This window comes from Sphingobacterium sp. Lzh-3, from assembly GCF_046764375.1.
GTDB lineage: Bacteria > Bacteroidota > Bacteroidia > Sphingobacteriales > Sphingobacteriaceae > Sphingobacterium.
In genome coordinates, this window is record NZ_CP177226.1 from 3,085,933 (window position 1) to 3,111,982 (window position 26,050).

A 26,050-nucleotide genomic window follows, 5' to 3' on the forward strand; every position below is an offset into this window, starting at 1 on the left:
AAGGACAAGTTTCTGAAACATATAAAAAGCTTATTTTAAAATAGATGAATGTTTGCAGCTCCATTGGAGCCACTTCATACGATTAAAATGGCTTTTTTATCATAAAGTCAGCTGAAGATGACGGAGGTATAGCCGTTGGAGCGGCAATAATGCCTTAGACAGGAAGTTTCCAACTGTAAAGGTGCCGGCATCTGGAAAGAAGGTGTTAAAAAAATGAGTAATAAAAAACGCCTTTACTTTGGCGGTAAAGTGACGAAGCGGCGAGAGCGTCAGACAGGCGCTATCATTTACATCAACCCAATCCAGGTACTCCTGTTTTCGTTTACTAAAGGCCTTGATAACGGTGATAAACTCATTCTCGCCCTGTGTCTTTGCCTGATGATACAATGAAAATCCGATCAAAGGCTTCACGATCAGCAGCATCGCGCTTACCAGTAAGAGAAATTGAAATATGACTCGTCTTAACATAGGTTGTATGATATCTAAAGCACAGCATTTTGATTTGCGTACATTACAAATATAGACAATGACGAAGTAGCCTAGTGTAACATTGACATAACGAAAGCTTTTGTAAACATCATGTTGCAATCACATTGCCTCTCACAAAAATCCAATAATACTAGCAATGTGAACCAGAATCTTGCTCCAGTTTTTCTTGTAGTCTGCTCGGTAGGTTTTATTTAATGGAAGATTTCCCTTCATTTATGCGGAAGGGTAAAAGCGATATCGGTGCCCGGCCCCTCTTTATCGAGCACATGGATCTGACCACCATGCCGCAATATAATATCGGCGCAGAGAAAGAGTCCGATACCGAAACCTTCAATATGACTGTGACCATTGGAGCGATAAAATTTCTCAAATACTTTTTTCCTATCCTCAGGTTTTATTCCCATCCCAAGGTCGCTTACCAGTACCGATACTGCATGCTGATCAGCTGTCATCGTGATGTGTATGGGTGATTTTTTATCGCTATATTTAATTGCATTATTGATCAGGTTGGCAATTACCTGTCCGATACGATAACCATCAGCTTCAAGAAATACACTATCATCGGGCAAATGCAAATGAATATCACTATCGGGAAATATGAGCGCAGCATTTTGGCATATTTCAAGGATAAGCTGCGTTAAATCTATCTTGGATTTATCGAGTTCGATTCCTTTGGCCATTACCATTACTGGAGCGACCATCTCATTAAGGAGACGATTAATACGGTCGGTGGCTTTGACTGCATTTTGAACCAGTTTGTTTGACAGGGCATTTTCTTGCCCTGCCAACTGCCTGTCCAGAATCTGCAAAGTTCCTTTGACAGATGATAATGGCGTCTTGATTTCATGCATGGCGATGCTCAACATCTCATCGCGCAAGATTTCAAGCTCCTTTTTCTCTGTAATATCTAGCGTCGTTCCTGAAATTACCTGCGGGCAGCCATTCTCGTCATAAGTAACCCATCCACGTGCCTCAATCCAATGGATGCTATCATCACCATGCCTTACACGATAATGTGCAGTATAGGGTACATGCCGTTCAATAGCCCTCGTAACACTTGCCTGCATTGCTTCCCGATCTTCGTTTACAATACAGTCCAACATATCACTATAGCTAAAATCCTTTGCCGTATCCCACCCAAAATTTCTTTTGCATTGATCGGTACAGGACATGTAATTTTTTTCCCGAAGGCTAACTTCCCAGAAGCCGATACGGGCCTGTGCGAGCGCCTGCGCAAGATGTTTTTGGGATACCGTAAAGGTAGAATCCGCACCGTGCAAGTTAATCATACAATTGTTAGGATTTAAAAGTGCTTTTCAATTACGTAAAGATACTTATTGTAAGAATATTAGCCTTATTATTTTACACCTTATATTAACCTATAAAATTCGGGAAAGTCTGTCGGCTAATTTAGTCAGCAAAACGGGCAAAAAAACTATTCCACGCCGACTTCAGCAGAGCATCGTACACAAAATTTGCACAGGAACGGTTTTTAACAACGCCGTTGATGAAATGGATGTGGGATAATTACCTGCCTGACTTAAAAGAACGCGACAACAAATACGCGTCCCCACTGAAAGCTTCTCTGGAAGAGCTGAAAGGTTTGCCTCCTGCACTTGTTCAGGTGGCCGAGAATGATATTCTGCATGACGAGGGTGTCGCCTATGGAAGAAAATTGGATGATGCCGGTGTTCCAACGACTCTTACAGAGTATAAAGGCTTTATCCACGATTACGGGATGCTGAATCCGCTGGCGCATATCCACGCTGTACAGGAATCTGTGCTAGATGCAGCGACTGTTTTGCGAAAAGCACTGTTTGCGAAGTAAAATACCCTGCATTTCCAAAGAATAACACCAAATGGTTTGACTGTTTGGTGTTTTTTAAGTTTATAATAGCGTCTTAAGCATGTATTTCCCCTAATGACCGGAATTTCTTACAAAATCTTTTCCAATTCATTTCTATGATCCTCACCCCATTGGGCCGTTACCGCAATGACTGGTATAAGGCTTTCCCCTAGCCCAGTCAGTTCATATTCTACTTTCAGCGGAAGCTGATCAAAGACGACTTTATTGATTAATCCATGTTCAATCAATTGACCAAGCTGCACATCAAGTACACGACGGGTTGCATTGGGGATTTTCCGCTGCAACTCACCCGGACGCTTGATACCTGAATGAATGGCCCAGAGCAGGTTTATTTTCCATTTGCCCTGAACCACCTGCAAAAACAGATGTAAACCGCAATCTAAATTAACCGGAAGTTTTTTTTCGTACATAGCTGATATATTTTACGAAGGCATAAAGTGGGTATAGATAAATTTATCCGTAATTGACACGGTTACTTGATGCCCTTAACTTAGCGGCAAAGTAAATATAAAAATATGAAATACAAGATATTTGGATCAAAAACAGGACTGCATGCCAGTGAAATAATCTTAGGAGCCGCCAACTTTGGAACAAGAAAAGGCTATGGAGCCGATCCCGAAGAGTCAAAAAAGATTTTAACAGCTTATGCAGATGCGGGTGGTAATTTTATCGATATATCGGATGTCTATCAATTTGGGGAGGCAGAAGAAATCGTTGGTAACTATTTAAAGGGACAGCGAAATAATTTTATTATCTGTTCAAAATATACTAGAAGTAGTGATCCCAACCCTGCAATCAGTAATTTTGGGAATAACCGTAAATCTATGCGACAGGCTGTTGAACAAAGTCTGAAAAGACTGAAGACGGACTATATCGATATTTATATGCCGCATTATGATGATGGTGTAACTCCATGGGAAGAAATAGCTTTGGGACTTCAGGATTTGGTCAGCGAAGGGAAAATAGTGTATGCGGGGCTCAGCAATTTCCCGGCATGGAAAGCATCGGCCATTGCATCAGCAACGAAATTAACGGCTTTACAAATTGAATATAATTTATTACAGCGTACCCCAGACCGTGAACTGATCCCGATGGCTAAGGAATTTGGTCTTGGTGTGATGATGTACTCGCCACTGGCTGGCGGACTGTTGACCGCAAAATATAGAAAAGGAGAAGCCGGGCGCATCAGTCATTCTTCTGGCGCTGAATATTCGGAGGACGAGAAAACCAAACTGATCATTGATGAACTGGTATTAATCGCGGAAAAATATGAAGCAACACCCGGTGAGATTGCATTTGCGTGGAATTTATCAAAAGAGGCATTTCCATTACTGGGAGCACGCAATAGCAATCAATTTGAGCAAATTATTAGCGCTACTGAAATTAATTTGACAGCTGATGAGCTGACCAAACTGGACGCTTTAAGCTCCATTAGCCTCGGGTATCCGCACGATCTGCTGAATACTGTACGAGGTTGAATTTGAAAGGTAGAATCTAATATAACTAAGAAAGAGATAACATAAAATGGAATCGATAGTAATTCTTAAAGTGTACGAGCTAAATTTGAACCTAAAACTGCGCCGTATATCCAAAAGTGATCCTATTTTAGTGAACAGCATGAATTATAGCAGCAGTATCGCAGTTGGAATATAAGGGAGCTAAAGAGATTCTTTAGTATATTTACTTTACTATTAAATGGGAGAATATTGGAGCGGGGTTTAACAGCTGTTAATCAAGAAAACATGTTTACAATAGAACAAATTGAAGCTGCTCATAGCAACGTAAAATCAGGCGCTGACTTTCCGGCCTATATCCGGGACATCAAAAAATTAGGTGTTACCGCTTACGACGTTTTTGTTGCGGATGGACACTCCGATTATTATGGAGATAATCACTATAAAACCAGTTCTCCTTCAGCTAATGAACCTTTGACTATTGCTGACCTTGTTGATGCCGAAAAATTCAAACAGGGGTTAAAAGAGCATCAACAGGGCAAAACAGATTACCCCACTTTTATGGCGATGTGTGCAACATGCGGTATCGAAAAATGGACTGTTGATTTAGACAAGATGAGCTGTGTATATTACGATAAGGCTGGAAACGAAATTCTAGCAGAACAAATACCACAGTAACACAATCCGCAATTGCGCAAATACACATCGAAGTTAAATTAAATACATAAAAGAAAATGGGTCAATACTTTTGGATTGCGATACCTGCCGAGCTGTTTTTTCAGTACTGCGGAGAAACGATGGAAAAACATCAGGCGCACGCCTATATGGAGAAGATAAACCGTCGTTCAGGCAAACGGAGTTATCTGAAATACAGCAAGGAAAATCCGTCGGCGTTTCTGGAAAGCTTTTCATCAGCGGATTATCAGGAATTTTTCCTGTCCACCTATCCTTTTCCAGATCAGGAAACCAGCGTAGATTCCGGTGTCTTCTATGATTCACCTGTCGCCGAATATACCATTGCAGGAAGCGGGGGCTATGAAACGGACCGGACAAGGGAAATTATCCACCTGCGTCAGATCATGAAGCAAGCGGACAAATCGGCAAAAGCATTTTTTGCTGCCTTGCAGCGCAACCTCAAAAAGATCCCCGATCTACGCGATACCCTGAGCAGTGGAAATAAAAACCATTTTTACCTGCCGACATCAAAAAGTATCATTCCCCAAAATGCCCATAGTCGGCTTATAACGATGCCCTGGGAAGAACATTGCCTAAGCAAAGACCTCATCTACCAACAGCAATGATTCAAATGAGCTGAGGCAGGCCATGTTGACGAAACCGAAGATCTTACGTGGCTGACGGTCTATTTTCCTGATGGTATTATCTATTTTTATTAAATCTGTCTTCCAGCGATTTGTCAAATTGGTAAATATCTGTGTAAAAAATAAGCTTTCCGTTTTTTATAAGGCAGGTCAGGTATGTAATTATAATAGGTACGGGCTCACTCAGCACAAAATCTCTCTTTTCGTAAGATCGTATTGCGTTTTCCAGCGCTGAAATTTTATACGCTGCACCATCGTATGCCAATAGCATGGCGGCCAGACGATCCGCATTTTCCACACGTACACAGCCATGGCTGAGTGCCCTTTTCTCGCGATCAAAAAATTGTTTCTGAGCGGTATCATGAAGGTATACGGCATACGGATTTTCAAATCTAAAGATAACGGCACCCAATGCGTTTTCCTGACCCGAGGATTGCGTTATACTATAGTTATTAGGATTATCATTGATCTGCCTTAATGTTGATGCATTCACGGTGACTTTATTGCCCGATCCGTCATAGATCGAGTAATTATGATCAGCTAGGTAGCTTTTATCTTTCATCATTTCGGGCAGCATTTCCTTACGGAAAATACTTTGTGGAACCCGCCAGTCTGGTGCCGTTGAAAAATAACTGATTTCACTTTCCAAAACAGGCGTTTTTGTTGTTGACTTTCCTACTACAACCTTAAAGCCGAACATCTCGCCGCCCTGATGTAGCTCCAATATATATGAAGGGATATTGACCATAATATAGTAGGCACTTTGCGTATTGATCCATCTCAGGCGTTCCATATTTATGATGATCTTCCCCATTTCGGTCGGAGAAACAATACGATCATTTGCCCTTTGTGCACGATCTAGATAAGTCTGAAGATCAGTATAGGCTTTTAAATTAGGCTGGGCCTTAAGTATTGCTCCCTGGAAATCTGCCTGCATTCGCGCTATCGCTAATATTTCATCTGCACAAAATCCATTGATCCTACTGGTATCAATCTGAGTTTTTTGGTATAAAGGATTATATTTTCCAAAGTGAAGGTCATTAATAAAGGTAATTAAGCCATCGGTGAGCAGTATATCAAAGCGCGTTCTTTCCTTCTTATTTTTTTCGGAGGGAAAGTCTCGCCATTGGTCTAATTTTTCCAAAGAAAGTGCTTCTAGATGGTAATCGGACAGTGAGAGGCCATAGTGATCTGCCTTCGTTAGCAGTAACAGCGCTATTTTCGATTGTTCTTGCCATTGCCGAGTATCTGTCCAATGATATCCTGAATAATTATCCGTATAGAACCTGAAAACCGATTTTGGATAATTCAGCTTGGAAAGATACGTACTGTTCTCTAGCGCTGCTTTAATTTCTGCACCTATATTGACATCCTGTGCGCAGATCGCAGTGCAGAAAATAGAGAAAAAAATAACTACAAAATACTTAACCGCTTTCATGATATCTAATTTTATGTTTAAAATTTCGACATCCACCCACCCCTATCTCCGAATTTGTGTTAGGATGGCTAAACCTTCAAAGTGATCGAATAGTATAAACAAAGTTCTGATTTATAATCCATTATAGGTTATATAATATCAATTATTTTTTATATAATTGGTCGTATTCAGAAGGCAGTAAAGTGAACATACTACAGTTATAACATAAACAAATGGCAAAATCTATTTTAACAATCACCCTGAATCCATCCGTAGACAAGAGTACCAGCGTACCACATATCGTTCCTGAAAAGAAATTGCGCTGTGAAAAACCTATATATCAGCCTGGTGGCGGAGGAATTAATGTATCTCGTGCCCTGAAAAGACTTGGTCTGGCTTCAACTGCTCTTTTTACATCCGGCGGAAAGACAGGCAGTTTGCTCGAAAGCTTATTGAAGCTGGAAGATATTGCTATAGATCCTATTCGGGTGAATGGCGAGACCCGCGAAAATTTTATTGTGGTTGACAGCGCAACCAATCAGCAATATCGGTTCGGGTTTCCAGGCGAAGAGTTTGAATCCAACGAGCTGGAAGGGATCAGTTCTTTAATCGAGGAACTAACCTATACTCCGGATTTTGTCGTTATCAGCGGTAGTATTCCGGCTGGGGTACCGTCCGAATTTATACGATCACTGATCAATACGTACAAAACGAAGGGCAGTAAAATAATCATTGATACATCGGGTGATGCACTTCGCCTTGCATTGGAGGAAGGTGTCTTTTTAATCAAACCGAATGCCGGAGAGCTTGCTGCACTTGTTGGAAAAGAGGAATTGGGGCATTCCGATCTGGATATGGCCGCCCAGCAGCTAATTTCGCAGGGGAAGGCTACGCTAATCGTGGTCTCTCTGGGTGCCCAAGGCGCTATATTGTATTCAGAAACAGAAAGAATCCAGCTGCCTTCCCCGCTGGTCAAGGTACGTAGTACGGTGGGCGCAGGTGACAGTATGGTTGCCGGAATGGTTTCTGTCTTAGCCCAACAAGGCGATCTGGAGCATGTCCTTCAGATGGGAATCGCCTGCGGTTCGGCGACGACGATGGCGCAGGGAACCGGACTGTTCGCTAAGAAAGATGTGGATCGGCTGTTTTCGGAAATAAAAAAAAGGTAAAAATTGAGGATGTTGCCTTACAAATGACGATGTTGCCTTACAAAAAGGCGCACAATCCTGTGCGCCTTTTTTGTTCTACTCATCTTTTGCTTTTACTCAGTTTCGCCAATAACCTACTTGTAGCGAAACTGACATGGCCCTCCTGTAGCTGTAATAATAGGCTAATTCCCCTCGCTTAAATTAAAATGAAACACTTTTCCGCTGAGAGGAAAAGACTCCAATTGTGCGGTTGTCAGTCCTTCCCTAGCCGTGCTGATAAACAATTCGGTCCCTGTAGGACCACCAAAACAACAGGAAGTTACATGCGGCGCATTCACCCTTATTTTATCCAACAGTTCACCTGTTTCAATATGCCACTTGCAAACGGCAAAACCGCCCCAATGTGCAACCCAGAGATGCCCATCGGGTCCCAGGCACATGCCGTCGGGCATGCCCAGCTCATGGGGTACGCGTACGATTGTACTGTAGGGCTTCGCTCCTGCCCTCACCGACTCACCTGTGTTATACGCTGCGTAACGACGGATTTCGCGGGTGTAGGTATCGATAAAGTAAAAATAAGGACTACCACTGGGCCATACAATACCATTGGGAATCGTCACTGCAGGAATAACAGTCTCCAAAATCCCGTTGGAGAAACGCATAAGTTTCCCCTCATCCGGCAAAGCTTGCATGTGCATCGTTCCGAACCAAAAATTACCCTCAGGATCTACTCCACCATCATTGGTACGGATTTGCCCAGCCCTAGCATCTAGCTCAGCTACGATCGTCAAATCTTGCGTTTCCCTTGTCCAAATAGCTAACCCTTGCTGCATGGCCACAAGAAATTTACCCGATCCATCTGGCCAAGGCACAATCTTGCTTACATAACCTGGCAATTCCCAGTAAGCCGACTTCTTGCTTTCCAACTGATAGGTATGAATACGCTTTTGCAAAATATCCACCCAATACAAACTGTTATCCTGCGGGCTCCATACCATGCCTTCCCCCAGCAGACATTCGGTATGCAAAAAGACTGCTGCTTCTTTTAAATTATTCTTCATCACCATTTTGCTATGCCCAACCTGATCGGCAATTTCTTCTTGAGGTTAATATTATTTTATTAAGTAGGCAAGTTCACGTTGGGGCTTAATCCTCTTGCATTAATGCACTTCTTCCTCCATCAACTAAATAGGTACTTCCACTTGCAAAGGAAGCGTAGGTACTAGCTAGAAAAACACACCAGCCACCGATCTCTTCAGTTGTACCTAATTTCTTGACTGGATGTCTATCGACTGTCTTTTGTCTTTCGGCATCGGCATCCGGAAAACTGTCAAACCAATTTTGATTGCCGGGCGTATCAATAAACCCAGGTGCAAGTCCAACCGTACGGATCGCTGGCCCCCATTCGATAGCCATGGCCCTAACGAGTGAAAGGAGTGCCCCTTTGCTTACGTTATAAGGAAAGCAACCGGGTATGGAGGCATAAGCATGGTTAGAAGCCATGACAATAATCACACCCGGTGAAGCTTGGGTCATCAGTGGTTTTAAGGCTCGTGCCAGCAACCAATGTGAAGCGAGGTTTAAATTATTATTGCGATTCCAATCTGCTAGCGTACACGCATCCAAGCCTTTGAATATATTCTGACCTGCATTCGAAAGCAGTATATCCAAACGGCCGTGCTCCTGTTGAAGGAGCACAGCCAATTCCTGAATAGCAGCCTCATTGGACACATCAGCCGCATAATAAAATGTTCGTTGCCGATAAGGTTCCATTGCTGCAAAAAATGAAGCCACTGCCGGGTCATCGACCGCTAATTCGGCACAGGCTATAACGGTTGCACCCGCCGCTGCAAATTGCAGACTTGCTCCCAGTCCAATGCCCGAGGTTCCGCCTGTGATCAGGACAACCTTGCCCGTTAAATCAATTGTAAATGCCATCTACGATTAAAATTACACATAAAAACCTGGCCTTGCCTCCAATATCCCTGGATGTTTGAGCATTTCCTCTTCGATCAAATCCACCCCCAATCCCGGTCTTTCGCTCAAGACCAAGTGGCCATTTTTCACCATATCCTTAATCGGATGGTCAATGACTTCATCGCGCCAGGGCACATCATTGAACATAAATTCCTGCCGAAAGAAATTAGGCACCGAAGCACAGACATGCGCACTGGCCAATGTGGAAAGTGGTCCATTGGGGTTGTGTGGTGCCAATAACACATTGTATGCTTCCATCATGGTGGCCATACGCTTCATTTCGGAAGGCCCACCACAACGCGTAATATCAGGCATCATAATATCACAGATATTTTTTTCCAATACCGGTCGAATGCCATGACGGGTATAATGTCTTTCGCCCACACAGATCGAGACATTGGACGGAATGCGCTCCCGCATGGCACGCAGGTTGTCTGCATTTTCTGGCCCTGCAGGCTCCTCGTACCAGGTAATATTCAGTTCAGAAAGACGTTGCGCCATCTGTACAGCGACACGATAATTGAGCATGGCATGTGTTTCGATCATGATATCAAAATTGGGTCCAACTCCATCACGAACCGCTTTACTCACCTCAAAGGCCAGGTCCTGCTGTTCGGCGGTCAAAGTCAGGTTTGCGGCCAGATCTTCCCCATAAAGATAGTTTGTATGCGCAAATGGGTCAAACTTTAAACCTGTAAACCCAGCTGCTTTGACTGCTTGCGCTTGTCGAGCATAATCTTCGGGATTATGTCCGCCACCGGTAAACCAATAATTGGCATACAACAGAATCTCTTTACGGAAAGCACCACCCAACAGTTCATAACAAGGTACGCCGAGCACCTTGCCTTTCAAATCCAATAGTGCCATGTCAATACCCGAAATAGCACACATGCTTGCACCATAAGGTCCAATCCAATTGAGATCGCGGTAGAGTTTGGTCCAGATAAAATCTGTTTTCATCGCGTCCAGACCAATGATGCGCTGCCCCACATGCTTAGCGGCCTCATATACAATGGGACTGCCGGGCCAGTTGGTCGCTTCGCCCACACCTGTATGACCAGTATCGGTATAAATTTTGATTAAAGTCCAATTATATTTTACGCCTTCAACCAGCCAGACTTTAACATCTATAATCTTCATTGTTCTACTATTTTAATTTATCTTAAGAATAATCTGTCCACTTAACTTATCGCCTTTTTTTAGCTTTTTGCGTCCATAGCTGTGCGGCGATCCATAAAAAGGTTCCGATCCGTTATTCGAATAATCGGCTATCAACCATTGTATCTGTTGATCCTGTTTCCAGGCCCTTGCATGCTGCTGGCCGTTCGACAACACCTTAACCGTTGCGGCAGGGCTACGCAAACTTGCCCAATAAATATTTCCTTTGGTCGACCTAAAGTCGTTCGAGCCCAATATATTGGCATCATCTTTCCAATCTTTTGCTTGTGGTTTACCATGCTCTTCTACTTCATACAATGGTGCGGCATGCAATACAGCCTCGCCCTCATTGCGTCCGATATGATTGGCAGGATAAGTGGAAAATGATCCATTTCGTGACCAGGCCAATCTATCGTAGGACAAAGGCAATCCGAGCATCAGACCGGCCTGATAAAGATCCATTTCTTGCCCCTGCTGATAGACCATTTCATACTCCACCTGCAAAAGACCATTGTTAAGGAAAACAAATTTTTGCTTTCCGGTGCCATTCTGATACCGCAGGTCCATGCGAACACTTATACTGTCGCCAGTCTGACTGGCTTCTGCGGCATCCGCAAATAAGGTATACTGCTCATACTGCTTCAATGGCACAATGTTATTTTGATAGGTCTCTCCTGCAACATTTGGCTTACCGCCATCTTCCGCATTTGCTTCGATGAGCGCTACGGTGGGGCCCTTCGTCAAAATCAGCTCACCATCTTTGCGAACAGCAAGCAATTTCCCATAGGTTCGGCTGAACGTATAATCCACATTTCCCTGCTTTACATAAATATACGCCGAATCTTGTTTGAGCTGTAGTTCCGTAGCCGAAAACTTTTCCTGATTTTTGGCACCTTTCTCAAAAAGCTCATTTTCAACCTCAATTTGCTGATTGTCCATAGCAATAATTCGCAATGAGCCATATTCAGCTTGGATCGGTAAAATGACCTCGCCGCTGGTCCGCGGTCCTATTGCCGCCTTAAAGGGAACTTCCTTACCATCTACTATGGCGACGAGTTTGAGCTGGTCAAGGGAAAGAAAATCATATCTGTTTTCAATCGTAACCACCACTTTACCTTTCTTCCATTGCGGTGTACCGATCCTGATCGGCGAATAAGCCTTTTTCATTCCAAAATACTCCGGTTTCGGTCTACGCCATCCATCAATTGGCCCCCAAGGTCCATACCCTACAATACGTCCATCGGGTAGATGAAAGGTATCATCGATACCGCTCCATATCGCGCCCCCCAAGTTGGCCGAATGCTTATAGATGGAATCTACAAAAGTCACTAAGGGTGCATTATAAGCCTCGCGGATACCAGGGTCGGTTAACAATTCACGCCTGTTATAAGTCGACAAATGGGCATATTCACCAAATAAAGTCGGTCTTTTCATGCTATCGGTGGCCGCCGGGCCATTGATACCCGGATAATGGTAATTGGCAATATCCGCTTTACTTCCGCCATTATTAAATCCACCCCAGGTCTGATCATGAAAACTGGTTGGACGCGTTGGATCCAAGGCCTTTACACGTGTATTGACCTCGGACCAAAGCGGGCTCCAATGCGATTCATTGCCCAGAGACCAGAATAAGATCGAAGGGTGATTGCGGTTGCTCAATACATTATCGATGTTTGCGCCCAGCATAACCGGCAAGAAACGCTTATCCCTGTAATCCCATTTCCGCCAGATTGGTGAAGCATGGTGCTGAATCCAGCTCAAAGCAGCCTCACTCTCGACATACATTCCCAACTCGTCTGCCGCATTCAAAAATTCTTCTGATGGCGGATAGTGCGAGGTACGGATATAATTGACATTGGCCTGTTTAAATAAAACAACGTCCTGCCGATCTATTGCCGGATCGGCAGCTCGGCCATTCAGCGGATGTACAGCATGCCTATTAACTCCTCTCAATTTGACAGGTTTACCGTTTAGCATCAGCTGATTTTTGACGACTTCAATTTCACGAAATCCAACCTTTTGTTTATTGGTCTGTATCGCCTTGCCATCCACAATCAATGCCGTTTCCAACACATAGAGGTAAGGAGTCTCGGCCGACCAGTGCATCGGTTTTTTTACCGCTAGTAGACTTTCGATCTGTTTATGGCTCCCTACGCCAAGCTGAATCTTGTCGGAGGATTTTTCAAGAACTGTCTTGCCATTGGCATCTCGGAGTACGTAGCGCAATTGAACCTGCTGCTGCCGGTCCGAGCTATTTTGCACCAGCCCCCCAAGTTTAAGCGTTGCATGGACATATTTTGAATCGAAATCTGTTGCAACCGCTGCATCCGAAATATGTACTTTAGGCACTGTAAACAACGTTGCTTTGCGCAAAATCCCACCCACGGTATGGACTGCATACTGAGACACACAAGATAATATATCGCTGATGGTATTTGCCTGAACTTCTACCGTCAGTTTATTTTTTCCTTTGTTGACTTTCCCTGTTAAGTCGACCTGAAATGCGACAAATCCACCTTCATGTTCACCGACTACCTGATCGTTTACTTTGACAAGCGCATGTGAACTGACACCGTCAAAGCGAATGTATGCTGGGTTGCCTTCCCAATCGTCGGGCATATCAAATGAGCGCTCATACACTGCCGTCTCACCCGCGGCGACATGCTGGCCTTGCATTTCCCACTCTCCCGGTACCTGAATGGTCACGGGCTTCGTATTCGCTACTTTGAAGTTCCACTGTCCATTCAACAGAATCCGACTGATTTTACTTGTGGCCAACTGATCGGGTAAGGGCGTCAAAAATGATGAAGCCTGTTGTGCCGACAGATTTCCAAAGGACGAACAGGCCAACAGCAGCGCCAACCAGCTGCCTTTGGACAGTTTGAATTTACATAATTCCATATTTTTCAAATGCTTCTTTGGCACCCATGCCTTCCATAACCTTGTTCAAAACGACTTTTTCAGCTCTGGCTTTTTCAAACGCTCGAGCAAAAACCTCCTGTTCGTGTTCGCGTGGTACCACGCAGACACCATCAATATCGCCGATCAGCATATCGCCATCCTTGATCAGGACATTTCCAAAACGGATTGGCACACGCCAGTCAATAACCTTTCCTCTCGGTGCCTGATCCTGCGCATAACAGCCCATCGAGAAACAAGGAAACTCGAGTGCCAAAATCCCCACGGTATCTCTTGAATAGCCATTGACAATTGCCCCATGTGCACCCAATGTTTTGGCCCGCGCACTCATAATCTCACCCCAAAGCGCGTAGTCGGGCGAAGAGCCGCTGCAAATATAAACCTCCCCCGGACGCAGATCATCCAGGGCTTCCAGCATAAATCCAAATGATTTAGCCAATACAGGATTCTTCGACTGCTGTTCAGCATTTCCGCAAACGTCGGCCTCCAATACCGTCATCGCCCTACCAATTAAAAACAAATCTGATTTTAACGGTCTTATATTCGGTGGCAGAAATTGATGAAGCAATCCCATTTTGTCCATCACATCCCCAATGACAGCTGTAAAAAGTTCCTTACGGATCAGCGCAAAGAGCTCTTCATCATTTGCCCATTCCACCAGATAGTTTTCTTTCATATTTATATCAATTAAATCATGTTACCATAAAAAGACATACAGGGCTACCAATACACCTAGGATGAATAAACTCACTAATTTGAAACCACTGGAGGTCACAAAAAGATTTCTATTCACGATTACTGTATCATTACGATAGTTTCGATTGCCCAGCAGGCTGACCAAAACCATTGTTGCCACCGTACATATAAACACCACAAGAATCCGATTCATAAAGGGGCTTTCATCTAACCAGAAATTTTTAAAGAGCAAAGAATAGGCAAATGTAGAAATGGCTCCGGCAAATGCGCCGTTTGGTGTTGTCCACGTTGTAAAGATACCCATCAGAAAAATCGCCAATACGCCTGGGGTGATAAAACCTGTAAATTCCTGAATAAACTGAAAGCCCTGATCCAGATGCTGCAATAGCGGAGCCAAAGACGCACCAATGACCAAGGCGATCAGTACAGTTACTTTGCCCAGCTTCACCAGAGCTGTATCGCTCAGGGCACCGCCTTTTATATTCTTATAAATATCCAAAGACACAATCGTTGCTATGCTATTGACCTTTCCGGCCAGTGAGGCCACGATAGCAGCCGTTAAAGCAGCAAAAGCCAATCCTTTGAAGCCCGTCGGTAAAATCGAGAGTAGCAGCGGATATGCTTTATCGGGCTTCACAGTAGCGCCTTCGAGCATCCCTTGTGCAAAACTGAGATTCGAACCTTCTTTATATAAATAGTAAGCAGCAATGCCGGGCAGCACCACAATCAAAGGCATAAACAGCTTCATAACGGCTGCAAACAACATCCCATTTTGGGCTGTTTTTAGATTTTTGGCCCCAAGTGCACGCTGGGTAATATATTGATTGCATCCCCAATACGATAGATTGATCACCCACATACCGCCCAATAGAACCGACCATCCGGGCAGATCCATATAAGCATCGGTACCATCGGGTTTTATGAGCTGTCCTTTTTCAATAAAAAGATGAAAATGCTGTGGCACCTCTGTTTTCAAGATAAGGAGTCCGTCCAGCCAATGTCCCATGCCCTTTGTATGTGCCACTAGATCGAGGGCGATATAAGTCGTTGTGAGCCCGCCTATAATCAACAAGACCACCTGAATCACGTCGGTGTAGCCAATCACTTTCATCCCGCCCAAGGCGATAATCAGGGCCAATGTCGCCAACAGCCAAACCGCTACGACCATAGGAATCCCTGCAATCGCCTGAATGGCCAAACCACCCAGATAAAGTATCGAAGTCAAATTGACAAACACATAGACCAAAACCCAGAATACCGCCATCACCATACTCACCCGCGGATCGAAACGCTTGCGCAGAAAGCCAGGCATGGTAAAAATCTTATTCTTCAGATAAATGGGTAAAAACAGCACCGCCACAATAATTAGTCCGATAGCAGCCATCCATTCATAGGATGCAATGGCCAGCCCCAGAGCAAATCCCGACCCCGACATCCCTATAAATTGCTCAGCAGAGATATTCGATGCAATAATAGAAGCCCCGATGGCCCACCAGCTTAAGGAACCTTCCGCCAGAAAATAATCGTGCGTTACCGAACCCGAACTGTGTTTGCGTCGATAAATGTAATAGCCATAGCCACCAACAACAATAAAATACAGCAGATAAATGATTTGATCAATCCAAGCCAACATAGCGATATCATTAGAATTTTAATGTGATAGATCCCTGACAAGGTGAAGCTTCCAAGGTCTTGCAATAATTGCCCCAGGCAATTTCAGGATAATCCCATTTATTGTTTATATACAAAACCAGTTGCTCATTTTCCAGGCGATCCATACGGCAGGCATTGTCTGCTTGGGGCGAAACCACCTGCATCAGGTTCTTTGCGCCACTACCCAAAGCGTAGTAGTATATATTCTCTTTCATTCCCTTCGCCCGCTGCGTTAATGGATGCTGGCTCCGCGCTCCTTTATCGGCCCAATAATAATAGTTGTGTGTGTCCATGTACCAGGGCTGTGTGGGCTCTTGACCGTACAGCGTCTTATCCATAGAAGACAAGCTTGCTGTTCCTTCATTTCCCGCAAATGATTCCTGGGGATAATCGTTCCAATAACCATTTCTGCTCCAGGTAATACGATCAAGTGCATTGCTGAGATAATACTTTAGCCCAATTTCACGTAGGTAGCCATTGGGTTCACCCTGGGTATGATACAACGTCTTCATTTCTCCTTTACCATCGATCGTCAGATCAAACTGAATGGATAAACTGCCATTTTTCCCCATAATCGATACCAGAGCCAAATTGTCTTTGATACGCACATCCAATTTGTTCAATTGCCAATTTTTATCGTCGAGCAGGTATTTGCTTGCACTTTTGCGTACTTCGGCGCCAGTCAGGTGGTTGAGGTTGATGTCCATGTTTAAAAAAGGACCTTTTTGGATCAGCACTTTACCATCAATCAGCGCATTTTCGATCAAGCCTGTTGTTTTTGAAATCGGAAAGGTGAAATTCCTTCCCCTGATCAGGTAACGATTAGACTCTTCAACAAGCTGTAGACCTCCATTTTGAGTCGATTCAGGCATTTTGACCTGATGTTCACCCAAGAAATAACGGTAACTATCCAGCAGCATCCCGTTGCTGTCCACAAAGTGTAAAGCCAGTTGCTCGCCCTGTTGCCAGGCTAAACCGGGTAGTTGAATATATCCTTTCTGATGCGGAGCGATATCGGGTAGTCCTAACGTATAGGTTTTCCCGGCATAGGTGTATTGCAGTTTAATTTCCTGGAGCGAAGTGTGGTCAAATCGATTGTATACGGGAATTGTCAGCGGCTGAAAGCTAGCAAAATCAGGGATAATTTTTCCTTTCAAGGTAACCAATACAGGAGACTGCGCTTTTTTTGTGGACCAAAATTCAGGTTTTTTGCGCCGCCAAACATCGACGATCCCCCATTCACCGTAGCCTACCGCCTGCCCCTGAAAATCTTCGGGTTTGGCGGTATGGGCAAATTCCTTCCAAAAGGCAGTTCCTTTCTTCAGCTGTTGTGGAATCATAAATACTTCGTCCACATAGCCCCATATTGCACCACCAAGGCCCCCTTGCTTCGGAAACAGGCCGCTCCACATCATGTCCATCGAGATACCCCAAAATTCACGGATATTCGGGTCGTCCTGCAGTGTTTTATAGGTATAACAAGCCGGATGAGCCCATTCATCGAATAAAGCCGGAATGCCATGCCCCTCAAAGTTACGCGTGGTCTTGCCATACTGTGTCAAGTTACCATACACGTCCTGATAGTGCATACTCAGGATTTCATAAATCTTCGGTTCGGTGGTTTGCGAGCCCGGATAGCTCCAAATAATGGGTCTTGTCGGATCCATTTGCTTCACCAAATCGTGGCTTCGCTTAAAGTTGTCGCCATAGATCGATTCATTGCCGATGGACCAGAAAAGGACAGCAGGATGGCTTTTAAACGTATTGACCATCTCAAGCGATTGACTCAGGTACTGATCTGTCTTTTTCGGATCATTTTGTGAGGCGCCGGGCGCATAATTTTTTTGCCTGTAAGTATCCACAAAACAGATTGCCGTTTCAACCTCCACATAGATACCGTATTTATTACAGTATTCGACAAAACGCTCCGTCGGTGGATAATGCGAAGTACGAATGAAATTGATATTTGCTTCTTTAAACAATTGAACATCTAGGCTATCGTAATAGGCCGAAGCACTGCGTCCTAAGGTCGGGTGCATGTCGTGCCGATTGGCTCCACGTAGCTTGACCGGTTTGCCGTTTACCATAAGCTGGTCTTTAACCACTTTCACTTCGCGAAACCCGACCGATTTATGAAAAGCATAGGTAGAGCTACCCTGCTCTTTCACTTCCACATCCAACCGATAAAGATTTGGATGTTCGGCATCCCATTTCAGCGGTGCAGCTACACGGAACACATGGCTGTTGGCCCCGGCTACAATTGGTTTTTCAGGATTATCCAAAACAATACTTTTACCGTTCGGATCAGTCAAGGTATACTTGATCGTAGCCCCTTTGGCCACAAAACCGCCAAAATCCAATTTTAGCTGCGCGTCCGTATACGACGCATCAAAGGCTGTTTCGAGGTTAAAGTCGGTCACAGGATGTGCCGCTGTTGCAAATAAGGTCACATCCCGCAAGATTCCACCTATCGGATGGTGTGCATAGCCCGATGCATACGAAATATCATCCAGCTGATCCTGTACCTCCAGCTCGATTTCATTCTGCTTTCCGAAAATCACAAAAGGTGTAATATCTACTTCCCAACGCGTAAATCCACCATGATGGCTCGTGACCGCTTTACCATTGATGCTAAGTTTGGCGAAACTATACACACCATCAAAGCGGATGATTGTCTTTTTACCTTTATACTGGCTAGGTACCAAAAATTTACGGCTATAAAAAAAAGAATTGTCGTGTTGAATGCCATAGCCCTGCATAACAGCTTCCCCCGGAACCTGAATATTCTCCCAGGCCGAACTGCGATCAAATTTGAAATTCCATTGACCATTTAAGGATTGAACAGGAGCTTTCAGACCAGTCACTTTGGCTGGCAACTGATAAGCTGCCGGCTGCGCCATTGCCAGACTCCCCATTATCCCCCACAACGCTAACAACAGCAGTTTTTTTAGTTTTTTCATATCATAATAGGTTGTAATTCCACCCTTCTAGAATGCAATACCACTTTGTTACATTCTTTGTCAAAGATAGGTCCTCTTACGTGGCAATACTACAACTGGTTATACATAAACTAAAACTATTTACACCCTAATAATGAGCAGTGGAATATTATTAAGTGAATATTGTTTGATATGACAGTAAATACTGTATTTTTGCGTTAACCAATTTAGCTATGTATGAACAAATTATCCAAACCTCAATTTATAGAGCTTACTCCACCTAGCGAAAAGACAATACATGTTAAATTGGTCGATCAGGAATTTTTGAGCAATCCGCTGCACTTTCACGAGCTCTGTGAGTTGGTGCTTATCGTGGAAAGTTTCGGTAAGCGCATTGTGGGCAACAATGTGGCGACCTTTACAGAAGGAGACCTGGTGTTGATGGGCCCCAATATTCCCCATATCTGGCGCAACGACGATTTATTTCTGCAGCAGGACAATGATTTGCGTGCCCGCGCCATCGTGATCTATTTTCCGGCCGATTTCTTACTTCGCCTAACCGACGAACATCAAACCATCCAGGCCATGCAGCAATTTATCCGCAAGGCTCAACGTGGACTTCGTTTTTATGGTGAAACACGCGATAAGGCACAGCACTTACTTGAAAAACTCAGCGATAAAGAAGGATTTCCAAAAATAATCGAATTCCTCAACCTAATTCACTTGCTACAGGAAACAGCTGAATTTGAAAGTTTGGCTTCCGAAGGTTATCGCCCGACTTTCAGTGAGCAGGAGACCCAGCGCATCAATAAGGTGTACCTCTATGTGATGAGCAATTTTAAGGAGGATGTAAATCTACAAGTTGCCAGCGACATGCTCAATATGACGCCCAACGCTTTCTGTCGTTTTTTTAAACGCCATACCCAAAAACCTTTTTCTCGCTTTGTCAATGAGATGCGCATTGGTCATGCCTGTAAACTGCTGATGGATCGGACGCTGAGCATATCGGAGATTTGCTACGAATGTGGTTATCAAAATCTGACCAACTTCAATAAGTTTTTTAAATCCATTATGAATAAAACACCGCGCGAGTTTCGTAAAGAGATGGATCTGTAAGATGTATTCGATAGCGCTGAAAAATTTAGGGGCCATTTCCCTATCAAAAAGAAAGGCTGTACAAAAGTACAGCCCAGTCCTACCAATTTACTGAAACTAACACCTATTTAAAAACCCTTGATTGTTTTCAACGTATAATCTTGAGCATCACCATTCGCTGCCGTCACCCGATACATTCTATCCTGTGAAAAATCGCCTGGTTTACCTAGTACTGGAGCTCCATTGAGCGGCGAAACCACCGAAACGTCCGACACAGTGATCGTAACCCAAAGATTAGCAAGTTGATCTTTTTCAATTCGTTTTTTAAACTCATCAAATAACATCTGCTTGGTGACGGATCCCGAAGGCCCAGCTTTCTTAACCGAGTTGATATCGTACGAAATCGTAGACGTATATCCCTTTTGTCCATTCGTATCAAAAGCTACCGCCGTATTCTTAAAAACGACCTCACACACCCGGTCAAACTCAATCTCCTGCATGGGAGTTCCTTTCTGTATGGTATCATTATATAGAAAGCGGTATGAATAACTTACTGCAGTCAGTTTGTTGTCTGGCGAGTTTGGCAGCTCCTCATAGCCCTTTTTTAAACAGCTTCCCATCGCAATGAGCGTCAGCGCGCCGAGCAGGATTCGCCCTATTTTGTGATTTATCTTATGCATAATCAATTTCATTATATCTGTACACCAAAGTTTTTATTCCCATCCCGGATTTTGCTTCACGCCTGACTTCAAGCGGAATGTTTCGTTGATTGGCATCAAGTACCTTTTGGCAGAGAATCGAGCTTCCCCAACAACGTTATTGTCTTCAAAAAAAGAATAGGATTTACCATCTCTCGAAATTCGAATACCCCGTAAGGCACCCTGCAGTTCAGGAATAACAAATCCCGATCCGACATAAGCTCCATCACGCAGACCACCCGATGCGCGCATGCCCCAGCGTAACAGCGACCAATACCGATCGTTATTCTCGTAGACCATCTCCACATTGCGTTCTCTTTTGTAGGCCTCAAAAAGTGAGCTCCCCCAATTGTTGCCCGAAAGCGTATTCAAATACTGGTTGACGCTACTTTCAGAAAAACCACCATGACGTACCATGGTCGGCAGCATGTATTTTTTTGCATTGGCAAAGTCTCCTTTCATGAGATAAGCTTCGGCCATATTGAGATAAGCCTCACCATAGCGGAGCACCGAAAACACATAGTCTAATTTTTGGTCAGATGGTGAAGGCAGGCTCACAATATTATCGTAAAAATACTTCACCATCGCATAACCTGTACTGGAATTATAATTTTCGGTATTTCCGGATTGGTATCCATATTCCTGTACCGAACCTTCATTAATCTTGCTATTGGCATTGCTCACATTTCCATCCCTTCTAAAAAACACACGTACCTGATTATTGAAATACATACAGCTATCATAGAGAATCGTTGCATAAAAACGTTGGTCTCTTTTCTTGGAGTTGGAGAAATACATTTTCTCGTCCACATTTTTACCTGTGGTGACATAACTGGCATTATTCCATGATTTCAACTGTCCATCTACATCCGAGACCAGATAGTCATCGACCAGGTCCTGCGTTGGCCACGAACCGCCATCCATACCCCAAAAGTTCATGGTGACATTGATTGGAAAGTTAGCTTTGGCATAAGCCGAAAACTTACCCGTGGACCAAAGCCCCTGATATTGCATAGGCACATCATAGAGGGAGGTATTTGTTTTGTTACGCTCACGAGTGAGGATAAACTCGGTGGCCGTAACTGCAGTCTCATAGGATCTAAACATGTTGTAGTAAGGACTTAGTTGCGTCCCACCATTATTGAGCCCCAATGCCTCACCCGACTGAATCACTTTGTCATAATACCCACTATTTGCAGCCCCTCCATCCACGTAGGCAGCAGCCTGCAAGCCTATGCGCATGATCATAGCGTTTGCAGCTTTGGCAGTAGCCCGTCCCCTTTCGGCAGTTGCCGGAAGCGCGGCTGCAGCTTTTTGAAGATCGGCCAGCATAAAATCGTACGTTTCCTTGGCTGAACTTCTTGGAATCTGAAGATCATCATCCAGTGTCAACACTTTATCAATCAATTGCAGTCCACCATAGAGTTTGGCATACACAAAGTAGTGCGCAGCTCTTAAAAAATACAACTCCCCTAAACTCCTGTTTTTAAATTCACTCGAAAAAGTCGTACTTGTTTCAATATTGGCAATTGCCGAATTGATACGCCATAAAAGTGAATAATTTAACCAGCCATAATTATCTGATTTTAGCATGAGCTCGGCCCTTTCTTTTGTCCAAAAGGCACCGTTCAGCGTACCCACCATCACATTTTTAGTGGTCCCTTCCGATCTTGCCGAATAAGGATGTGCATAGCCCGACATCCAGGCATCGGTACCTAATACATCAGCATATACCTGATAAATATAAGCTGTTGTCAAATTTTCACTATTCCAGGTCTGCTCACCAGTAATCTTATCGTATGGTGTCGTTTCCAAAAACTTTTTACAGGAAGAGAAGAACATCACCGACATGCCCAGCATCCCTATTATCAAACGTTTTTTCATAAATTTTCTTTGTTAATTAAAATCCCAATAAAAATCCCGCGGAGTAAGTTCGCATCATTGGATATGCGTAACCATCAAAAGTGTTGGATTCTGGATCACCATATTTGACTGAGGGACCAAATGCCAACAAGTTTACACCCGAGACAAAAAGGGTCAAGTTGTTCATCCATTGCTGTGACTTCATGATCGAATATTTAAAATCATACGATAGGGTTAAGGATTTCAATCGAACATAATAAGTATTGCGGGCCCAGAAGTCTGAGGACGAATAGTTATTGTTATTGTTCAAACTCGCGTTGCCGGGCCTTGGCATCGTCGCATTCGGATTAGATGGCGACCAATTGTCGTTCTGAAACTGAAAGTCCAGGCGCCGTTCGCCTTCGGAACCCATAGCCACATTGGAAAAGTAATTTTGTTTCATTCCTGTTCCCTGAATGGTAGATTGTACACTGAAGCCTTTGTAACTTGCGCCCAAGTCTACCCCATAAACAAATGTCGGGTTCGAATTATGCCCATAACGCACCTGATCCTGGCCATCAATCTTACCGTCACCGTTGACATCCTGATACCAGAGATCTCCAGGTCTGAGGTCAGTAGAGGTTTCGCGTTTGGGATTATTCAGGATATCCTGTGGGTTCGTATAGAACTGTGCCCCCACATAACCAGTACCCACATAACCATAGTAATTACCCTGCTGACGAATCCGCGGATTCGCCAAAGTAACACTGTCCTCGTTGGTTTTAAAGGCAAACGATTTATAATAGGTAAAGTTAAAACCGGCATTAAAATCGACGTTACCAATCTTTTCCTTGTATTTGATAAAACCATCAAGTCCCTCTTTCCGGTCTTCGGCATTGGTTACCACCAGCGGAAGCGTATACCCGATGGGTTCTGTATAGCGATAGGAATTATCGGCGGCGAGATAACCTTTGGTTTTTTCAAAGAAATAGTCCAACGCACCATCCACCTTATTTCCAAATAGTGCAAAATCGGCTCCTATATTGTATTTCGATCGGGTATACCAGGTCATATTGATACTTGGCTGAGCACCGGGGGTAACCGTGTTGACCAACTTCCCATCCACCACATAACCATTTGTATTGTAGTTGTAGGTTGCGAGATAAGCATATGCCCAGTGATCCGCATCATTGAGACCAATTTGCCCATAAGATCCCCTAAGTTTCAAATAAGTCAAGACATTTTTGGCCTTTATATCTTTGAAGAAGTTTTCCTCAGACAGCGCCCAACCAGCGGAGAATGAAGGGAAGAAGCCCCATCTCTTGGTTGATATAAAATTGTCTGAACCGTCATAACGTCCGGCAAAATCAAAAATATAACGCTGTTTATAATCGTAATGAAACTTGCCCACATACCCCATCCATGCCTGTTTGCCTTCGGTATTGCTCGCCGTGATCAACTCCGCATCACCTTTTTGGATCTGTTTGATCGCAGTGGTGTAGAACCCACGGGAACCCGCATTTAAGGAATTACTATAGTACTGACGCATGTTTTGAACCAGGGTTGCTTCCACATTGTGACCATCGCCAAATGTCCGCCGATAATCGGCTCTGAAATTGACATCAAAGTTTTGGGTCATATACGAAGATCGTCCAACACTAATGTTTGTAGGATCTTCTTTTGTTGCATTTCCCTGTTCATCGTAGTAGGTTGCCGTTTCTACCCAGTCTACACGGTCCTGAGATTCGATGTTAAAATTTCCATTAAAACCGAGGCTCAACCCTTCAACCCATGGCACGTTCCAGTTAAGTGCCCCTGATAGTTGGTTATATACGGTCTTTAACTTGATATAACCGGGGCTCAGCAATGCCAATGCCGGGTTATCAAACTGGTTGGATATTTGGCCGCTGGATGTAAAAGGTTTCTCAAATGGATTACGATCGCGCAGCCTACTATAGATCGTATAGGCACTTGCTGGTGGATAATCCTCATTTCGGATGTATCCATTGACATTAAAATCGAGTTTCAGTCCGATTTTATCGAAGGTGCTCGATACATTGCTCCGATAGGTATACCGATGATAATTCAGTGATTTGGCTTTATAAATGCCCTCCTGACTGAAGGCGTTGAGGCTACCAAAGAAACGTAGCTTTTCGCTACCGCCATTTAGTGAAAGCGTATGGTCCTGCTGTGGCACAAACCTACGGGTCAATTCTTTTTCCCAGTTGGTGTAGTTACTGGGATTGTTTTTGATATCCTCCATTTCTTCAGCGGTCTTGAATGAGTTGATTCCCATTCCCAAGGCCTGATTAAGGTTGTTTATCGCTGTAGCATATTGATAGGCATCCATGCGTTTGGTTTGGTATGAAGGCGTATTAAAGCCAAAGTTTGCCTGGTAGTTGACATTGAGTTTACCCGAATCACCTTGTTTGGTAGTAATCAGCACAACGCCATTTCCGGCGTTCATTCCATACACCGCAGTTGAAGCCGCATCCTTCAAGATCGTCATTGATTTGATATCCGCCTTATTGAGACTAAAAAATTGCTGTTGCGTAGAGATAAATCCATCAATTACATAAAGCGGTGTCCCATTGCCACGAATGGAAATGCTGGCGCCATTTTGCCCCGGCTCGGCCGAGCCCTGCTGCACAATCACTCCCGGAATTCTTCCCTGCAAAGCCGAGCCCATGTCTCCAAAGGGCAAGTTTTCAATTGTTTTCGCATCAAAAGAAGCTATAGCAGTAGAGTTTTTCTTAACACTGGTCGTACCAAAACCAACCACAACGACCTGATCCAATGCGATATCATTATCGTCCAACACAATTTCTACGTTCTTTTGCGTGCCGTGAACTGGGATTTCCTGATTTCTATAATTTACATGGCGAATAATCAAAGTCGAACGTTCAGCCACACGGATGGAAAAATGGCCCTCATCATCAGTTTTCGTTCCGATTTTACTATCCTCTTTAGACAATATCGTTACGCCAGTCAGTCGCTCACCTTTATTATTCCGCACGGTTCCTTCGATCAGGACCGGCTCCGCCTTTTGTGCTTTGCTGTTCAGTCCGCCTTTGTAAGACCATTGGATGGTAAACATCTTTTCACTTTCGGGCCGTCCCTTGGCAAATGAATCCTGTCCATGGCAAATAGACATAACAAGTACCCCTACGCCCATTCCAGCCTTCAACAGGACAAAATTGCCCATACGATCCCTAGGCTTTTTATTGGTCAACAGTTCTTTCATAAATAATAATTAGTTAGTTTATAATTCAGCATCGGTAAACGACGGCACCATGGATTCGCTTCAGTTTACAGCGCTACTATTAACCAAAATTATTACAGATCGAATGGAGAAACTAAAACTTGAAAATCAATTATT

At 44.0% G+C, this 26,050-nt stretch carries 19 protein-coding genes and 1 pseudogene; 6 read left to right on the forward strand and 14 right to left on the reverse strand.

The annotated features are described in order from the left end of the window. Window positions 1-99 precede the first annotated feature (99 nt). Entirely contained in the window at window positions 100-468 is a 369-nt protein-coding gene (locus ACLCDV_RS12880; protein ID WP_411973910.1) for a hypothetical protein, read from the reverse strand. A 230-nt stretch (window positions 469-698) separates the two neighbouring features. Beyond that, a complete protein-coding gene (locus ACLCDV_RS12885; RefSeq protein ID WP_343566649.1) occupies window positions 699-1,778 on the reverse strand; it encodes a PAS domain-containing sensor histidine kinase in 1,080 nt (359 codons plus the stop codon). 176 nt (window positions 1,779-1,954) lie between these two features. Here ACLCDV_RS12885 and ACLCDV_RS12890 point away from each other — a divergent pair. After that, window positions 1,955-2,317 (forward strand): annotated as a pseudogene (locus ACLCDV_RS12890) (alpha/beta hydrolase fold domain-containing protein); the annotation flags it as partial. Between the two features lie 107 nt (window positions 2,318-2,424). Here the strand turns inward: ACLCDV_RS12890 and ACLCDV_RS12895 are convergent. After that, window positions 2,425-2,766, reverse strand: a complete 342-nt coding sequence (locus tag ACLCDV_RS12895) for a winged helix-turn-helix transcriptional regulator (RefSeq protein WP_153848237.1) — start codon at window positions 2,764-2,766, stop codon at window positions 2,425-2,427. A 105-nt stretch (window positions 2,767-2,871) separates the two neighbouring features. On the opposite strand from ACLCDV_RS12895, the gene ACLCDV_RS12900 reads away from it, so the two are divergent. The 3 genes from ACLCDV_RS12900 (at window position 2,872) to ACLCDV_RS12910 (ending at window position 5,111) form a co-directional block, all read left to right on the forward strand. Beyond that, window positions 2,872-3,834: an aldo/keto reductase gene (locus ACLCDV_RS12900; RefSeq protein ID WP_411973911.1), complete on the forward strand. Its 963-nt coding sequence runs from the start codon at window positions 2,872-2,874 to the stop codon at window positions 3,832-3,834. A gap of 264 nt (window positions 3,835-4,098) precedes the next feature. Further along, a complete protein-coding gene (locus ACLCDV_RS12905) occupies window positions 4,099-4,488 on the forward strand; it encodes a DUF1398 domain-containing protein (protein ID WP_411973912.1) in 390 nt (129 codons plus the stop codon). A 56-nt stretch (window positions 4,489-4,544) separates the two neighbouring features. Continuing rightward, entirely contained in the window at window positions 4,545-5,111 is a 567-nt protein-coding gene (locus ACLCDV_RS12910; RefSeq protein ID WP_411973913.1) for a hypothetical protein, read from the forward strand. 76 nt (window positions 5,112-5,187) lie between these two features. Here the strand turns inward: ACLCDV_RS12910 and ACLCDV_RS12915 are convergent, their stop codons facing one another. Further along, entirely contained in the window at window positions 5,188-6,567 is a 1,380-nt protein-coding gene (locus tag ACLCDV_RS12915; protein ID WP_411973914.1) for a L,D-transpeptidase family protein, read from the reverse strand. Window positions 6,568-6,779: 212 nt separating this feature from the next. Here ACLCDV_RS12915 and ACLCDV_RS12920 point away from each other — a divergent pair, with 212 nt between their 5' ends. Next, entirely contained in the window at window positions 6,780-7,715 is a 936-nt protein-coding gene (locus ACLCDV_RS12920; protein ID WP_411973915.1) for a 1-phosphofructokinase family hexose kinase, read from the forward strand. 161 nt (window positions 7,716-7,876) lie between these two features. On the opposite strand, the gene ACLCDV_RS12925 is transcribed toward ACLCDV_RS12920, so the two are convergent. From ACLCDV_RS12925 to ACLCDV_RS12955, 7 genes are all read right to left on the reverse strand, one after another. Next, window positions 7,877-8,755: an SMP-30/gluconolactonase/LRE family protein gene (locus ACLCDV_RS12925; RefSeq protein WP_411973916.1), complete on the reverse strand. Its 879-nt coding sequence runs from the start codon at window positions 8,753-8,755 to the stop codon at window positions 7,877-7,879. An 85-nt stretch (window positions 8,756-8,840) separates the two neighbouring features. Further along, window positions 8,841-9,632, reverse strand: coding sequence for an SDR family NAD(P)-dependent oxidoreductase (locus ACLCDV_RS12930; protein ID WP_411973917.1), 792 nt, complete (start codon window positions 9,630-9,632; stop codon window positions 8,841-8,843). Window positions 9,633-9,644: 12 nt separating this feature from the next. Next, window positions 9,645-10,811: a mandelate racemase/muconate lactonizing enzyme family protein gene (locus ACLCDV_RS12935; protein ID WP_411973918.1), complete on the reverse strand. Its 1,167-nt coding sequence runs from the start codon at window positions 10,809-10,811 to the stop codon at window positions 9,645-9,647. A 12-nt stretch (window positions 10,812-10,823) separates the two neighbouring features. Then, complete coding sequence (locus ACLCDV_RS12940) at window positions 10,824-13,730, reverse strand: glycoside hydrolase family 2 TIM barrel-domain containing protein (protein WP_411973919.1); 2,907 nt, start codon at window positions 13,728-13,730, stop codon at window positions 10,824-10,826. Further along, window positions 13,717-14,424, reverse strand: a complete 708-nt coding sequence (locus tag ACLCDV_RS12945; protein WP_411973920.1) for an RraA family protein — start codon at window positions 14,422-14,424, stop codon at window positions 13,717-13,719. The genes ACLCDV_RS12940 and ACLCDV_RS12945 overlap by 14 nt, the downstream gene beginning before the upstream one ends. A 21-nt stretch (window positions 14,425-14,445) precedes the next feature. After that, window positions 14,446-16,077, reverse strand: coding sequence for a sodium:solute symporter family transporter (locus ACLCDV_RS12950; protein WP_411973921.1), 1,632 nt, complete (start codon window positions 16,075-16,077; stop codon window positions 14,446-14,448). A 10-nt stretch (window positions 16,078-16,087) separates the two neighbouring features. Beyond that, window positions 16,088-19,057, reverse strand: a complete 2,970-nt coding sequence (locus ACLCDV_RS12955; protein ID WP_411973922.1) for a glycoside hydrolase family 2 TIM barrel-domain containing protein — start codon at window positions 19,055-19,057, stop codon at window positions 16,088-16,090. 216 nt (window positions 19,058-19,273) lie between these two features. Between ACLCDV_RS12955 and ACLCDV_RS12960 the strand changes: the two genes are divergently transcribed. Next, window positions 19,274-20,152, forward strand: a complete 879-nt coding sequence (locus ACLCDV_RS12960) for an AraC family transcriptional regulator (protein WP_343566635.1) — start codon at window positions 19,274-19,276, stop codon at window positions 20,150-20,152. 107 nt (window positions 20,153-20,259) lie between these two features. Here the strand turns inward: ACLCDV_RS12960 and ACLCDV_RS12965 are convergent, their stop codons facing one another. The 3 genes from ACLCDV_RS12965 to ACLCDV_RS12975 are packed head-to-tail and all read right to left on the reverse strand — an operon-like array spanning window position 20,260 to window position 25,915. Continuing rightward, window positions 20,260-20,811 (reverse strand): DUF5018-related domain-containing protein, encoded by a 552-nt coding sequence (locus ACLCDV_RS12965; protein WP_411971295.1) that lies wholly within the window; start codon window positions 20,809-20,811, stop codon window positions 20,260-20,262. A gap of 33 nt (window positions 20,812-20,844) precedes the next feature. Then, window positions 20,845-22,713, reverse strand: a complete 1,869-nt coding sequence (locus ACLCDV_RS12970; protein WP_411971296.1) for a RagB/SusD family nutrient uptake outer membrane protein — start codon at window positions 22,711-22,713, stop codon at window positions 20,845-20,847. 16 nt (window positions 22,714-22,729) lie between these two features. After that, complete coding sequence (locus ACLCDV_RS12975; protein WP_411971297.1) at window positions 22,730-25,915, reverse strand: SusC/RagA family TonB-linked outer membrane protein; 3,186 nt, start codon at window positions 25,913-25,915, stop codon at window positions 22,730-22,732. Between the last annotated feature and the right edge of the window lie 135 nt (window positions 25,916-26,050).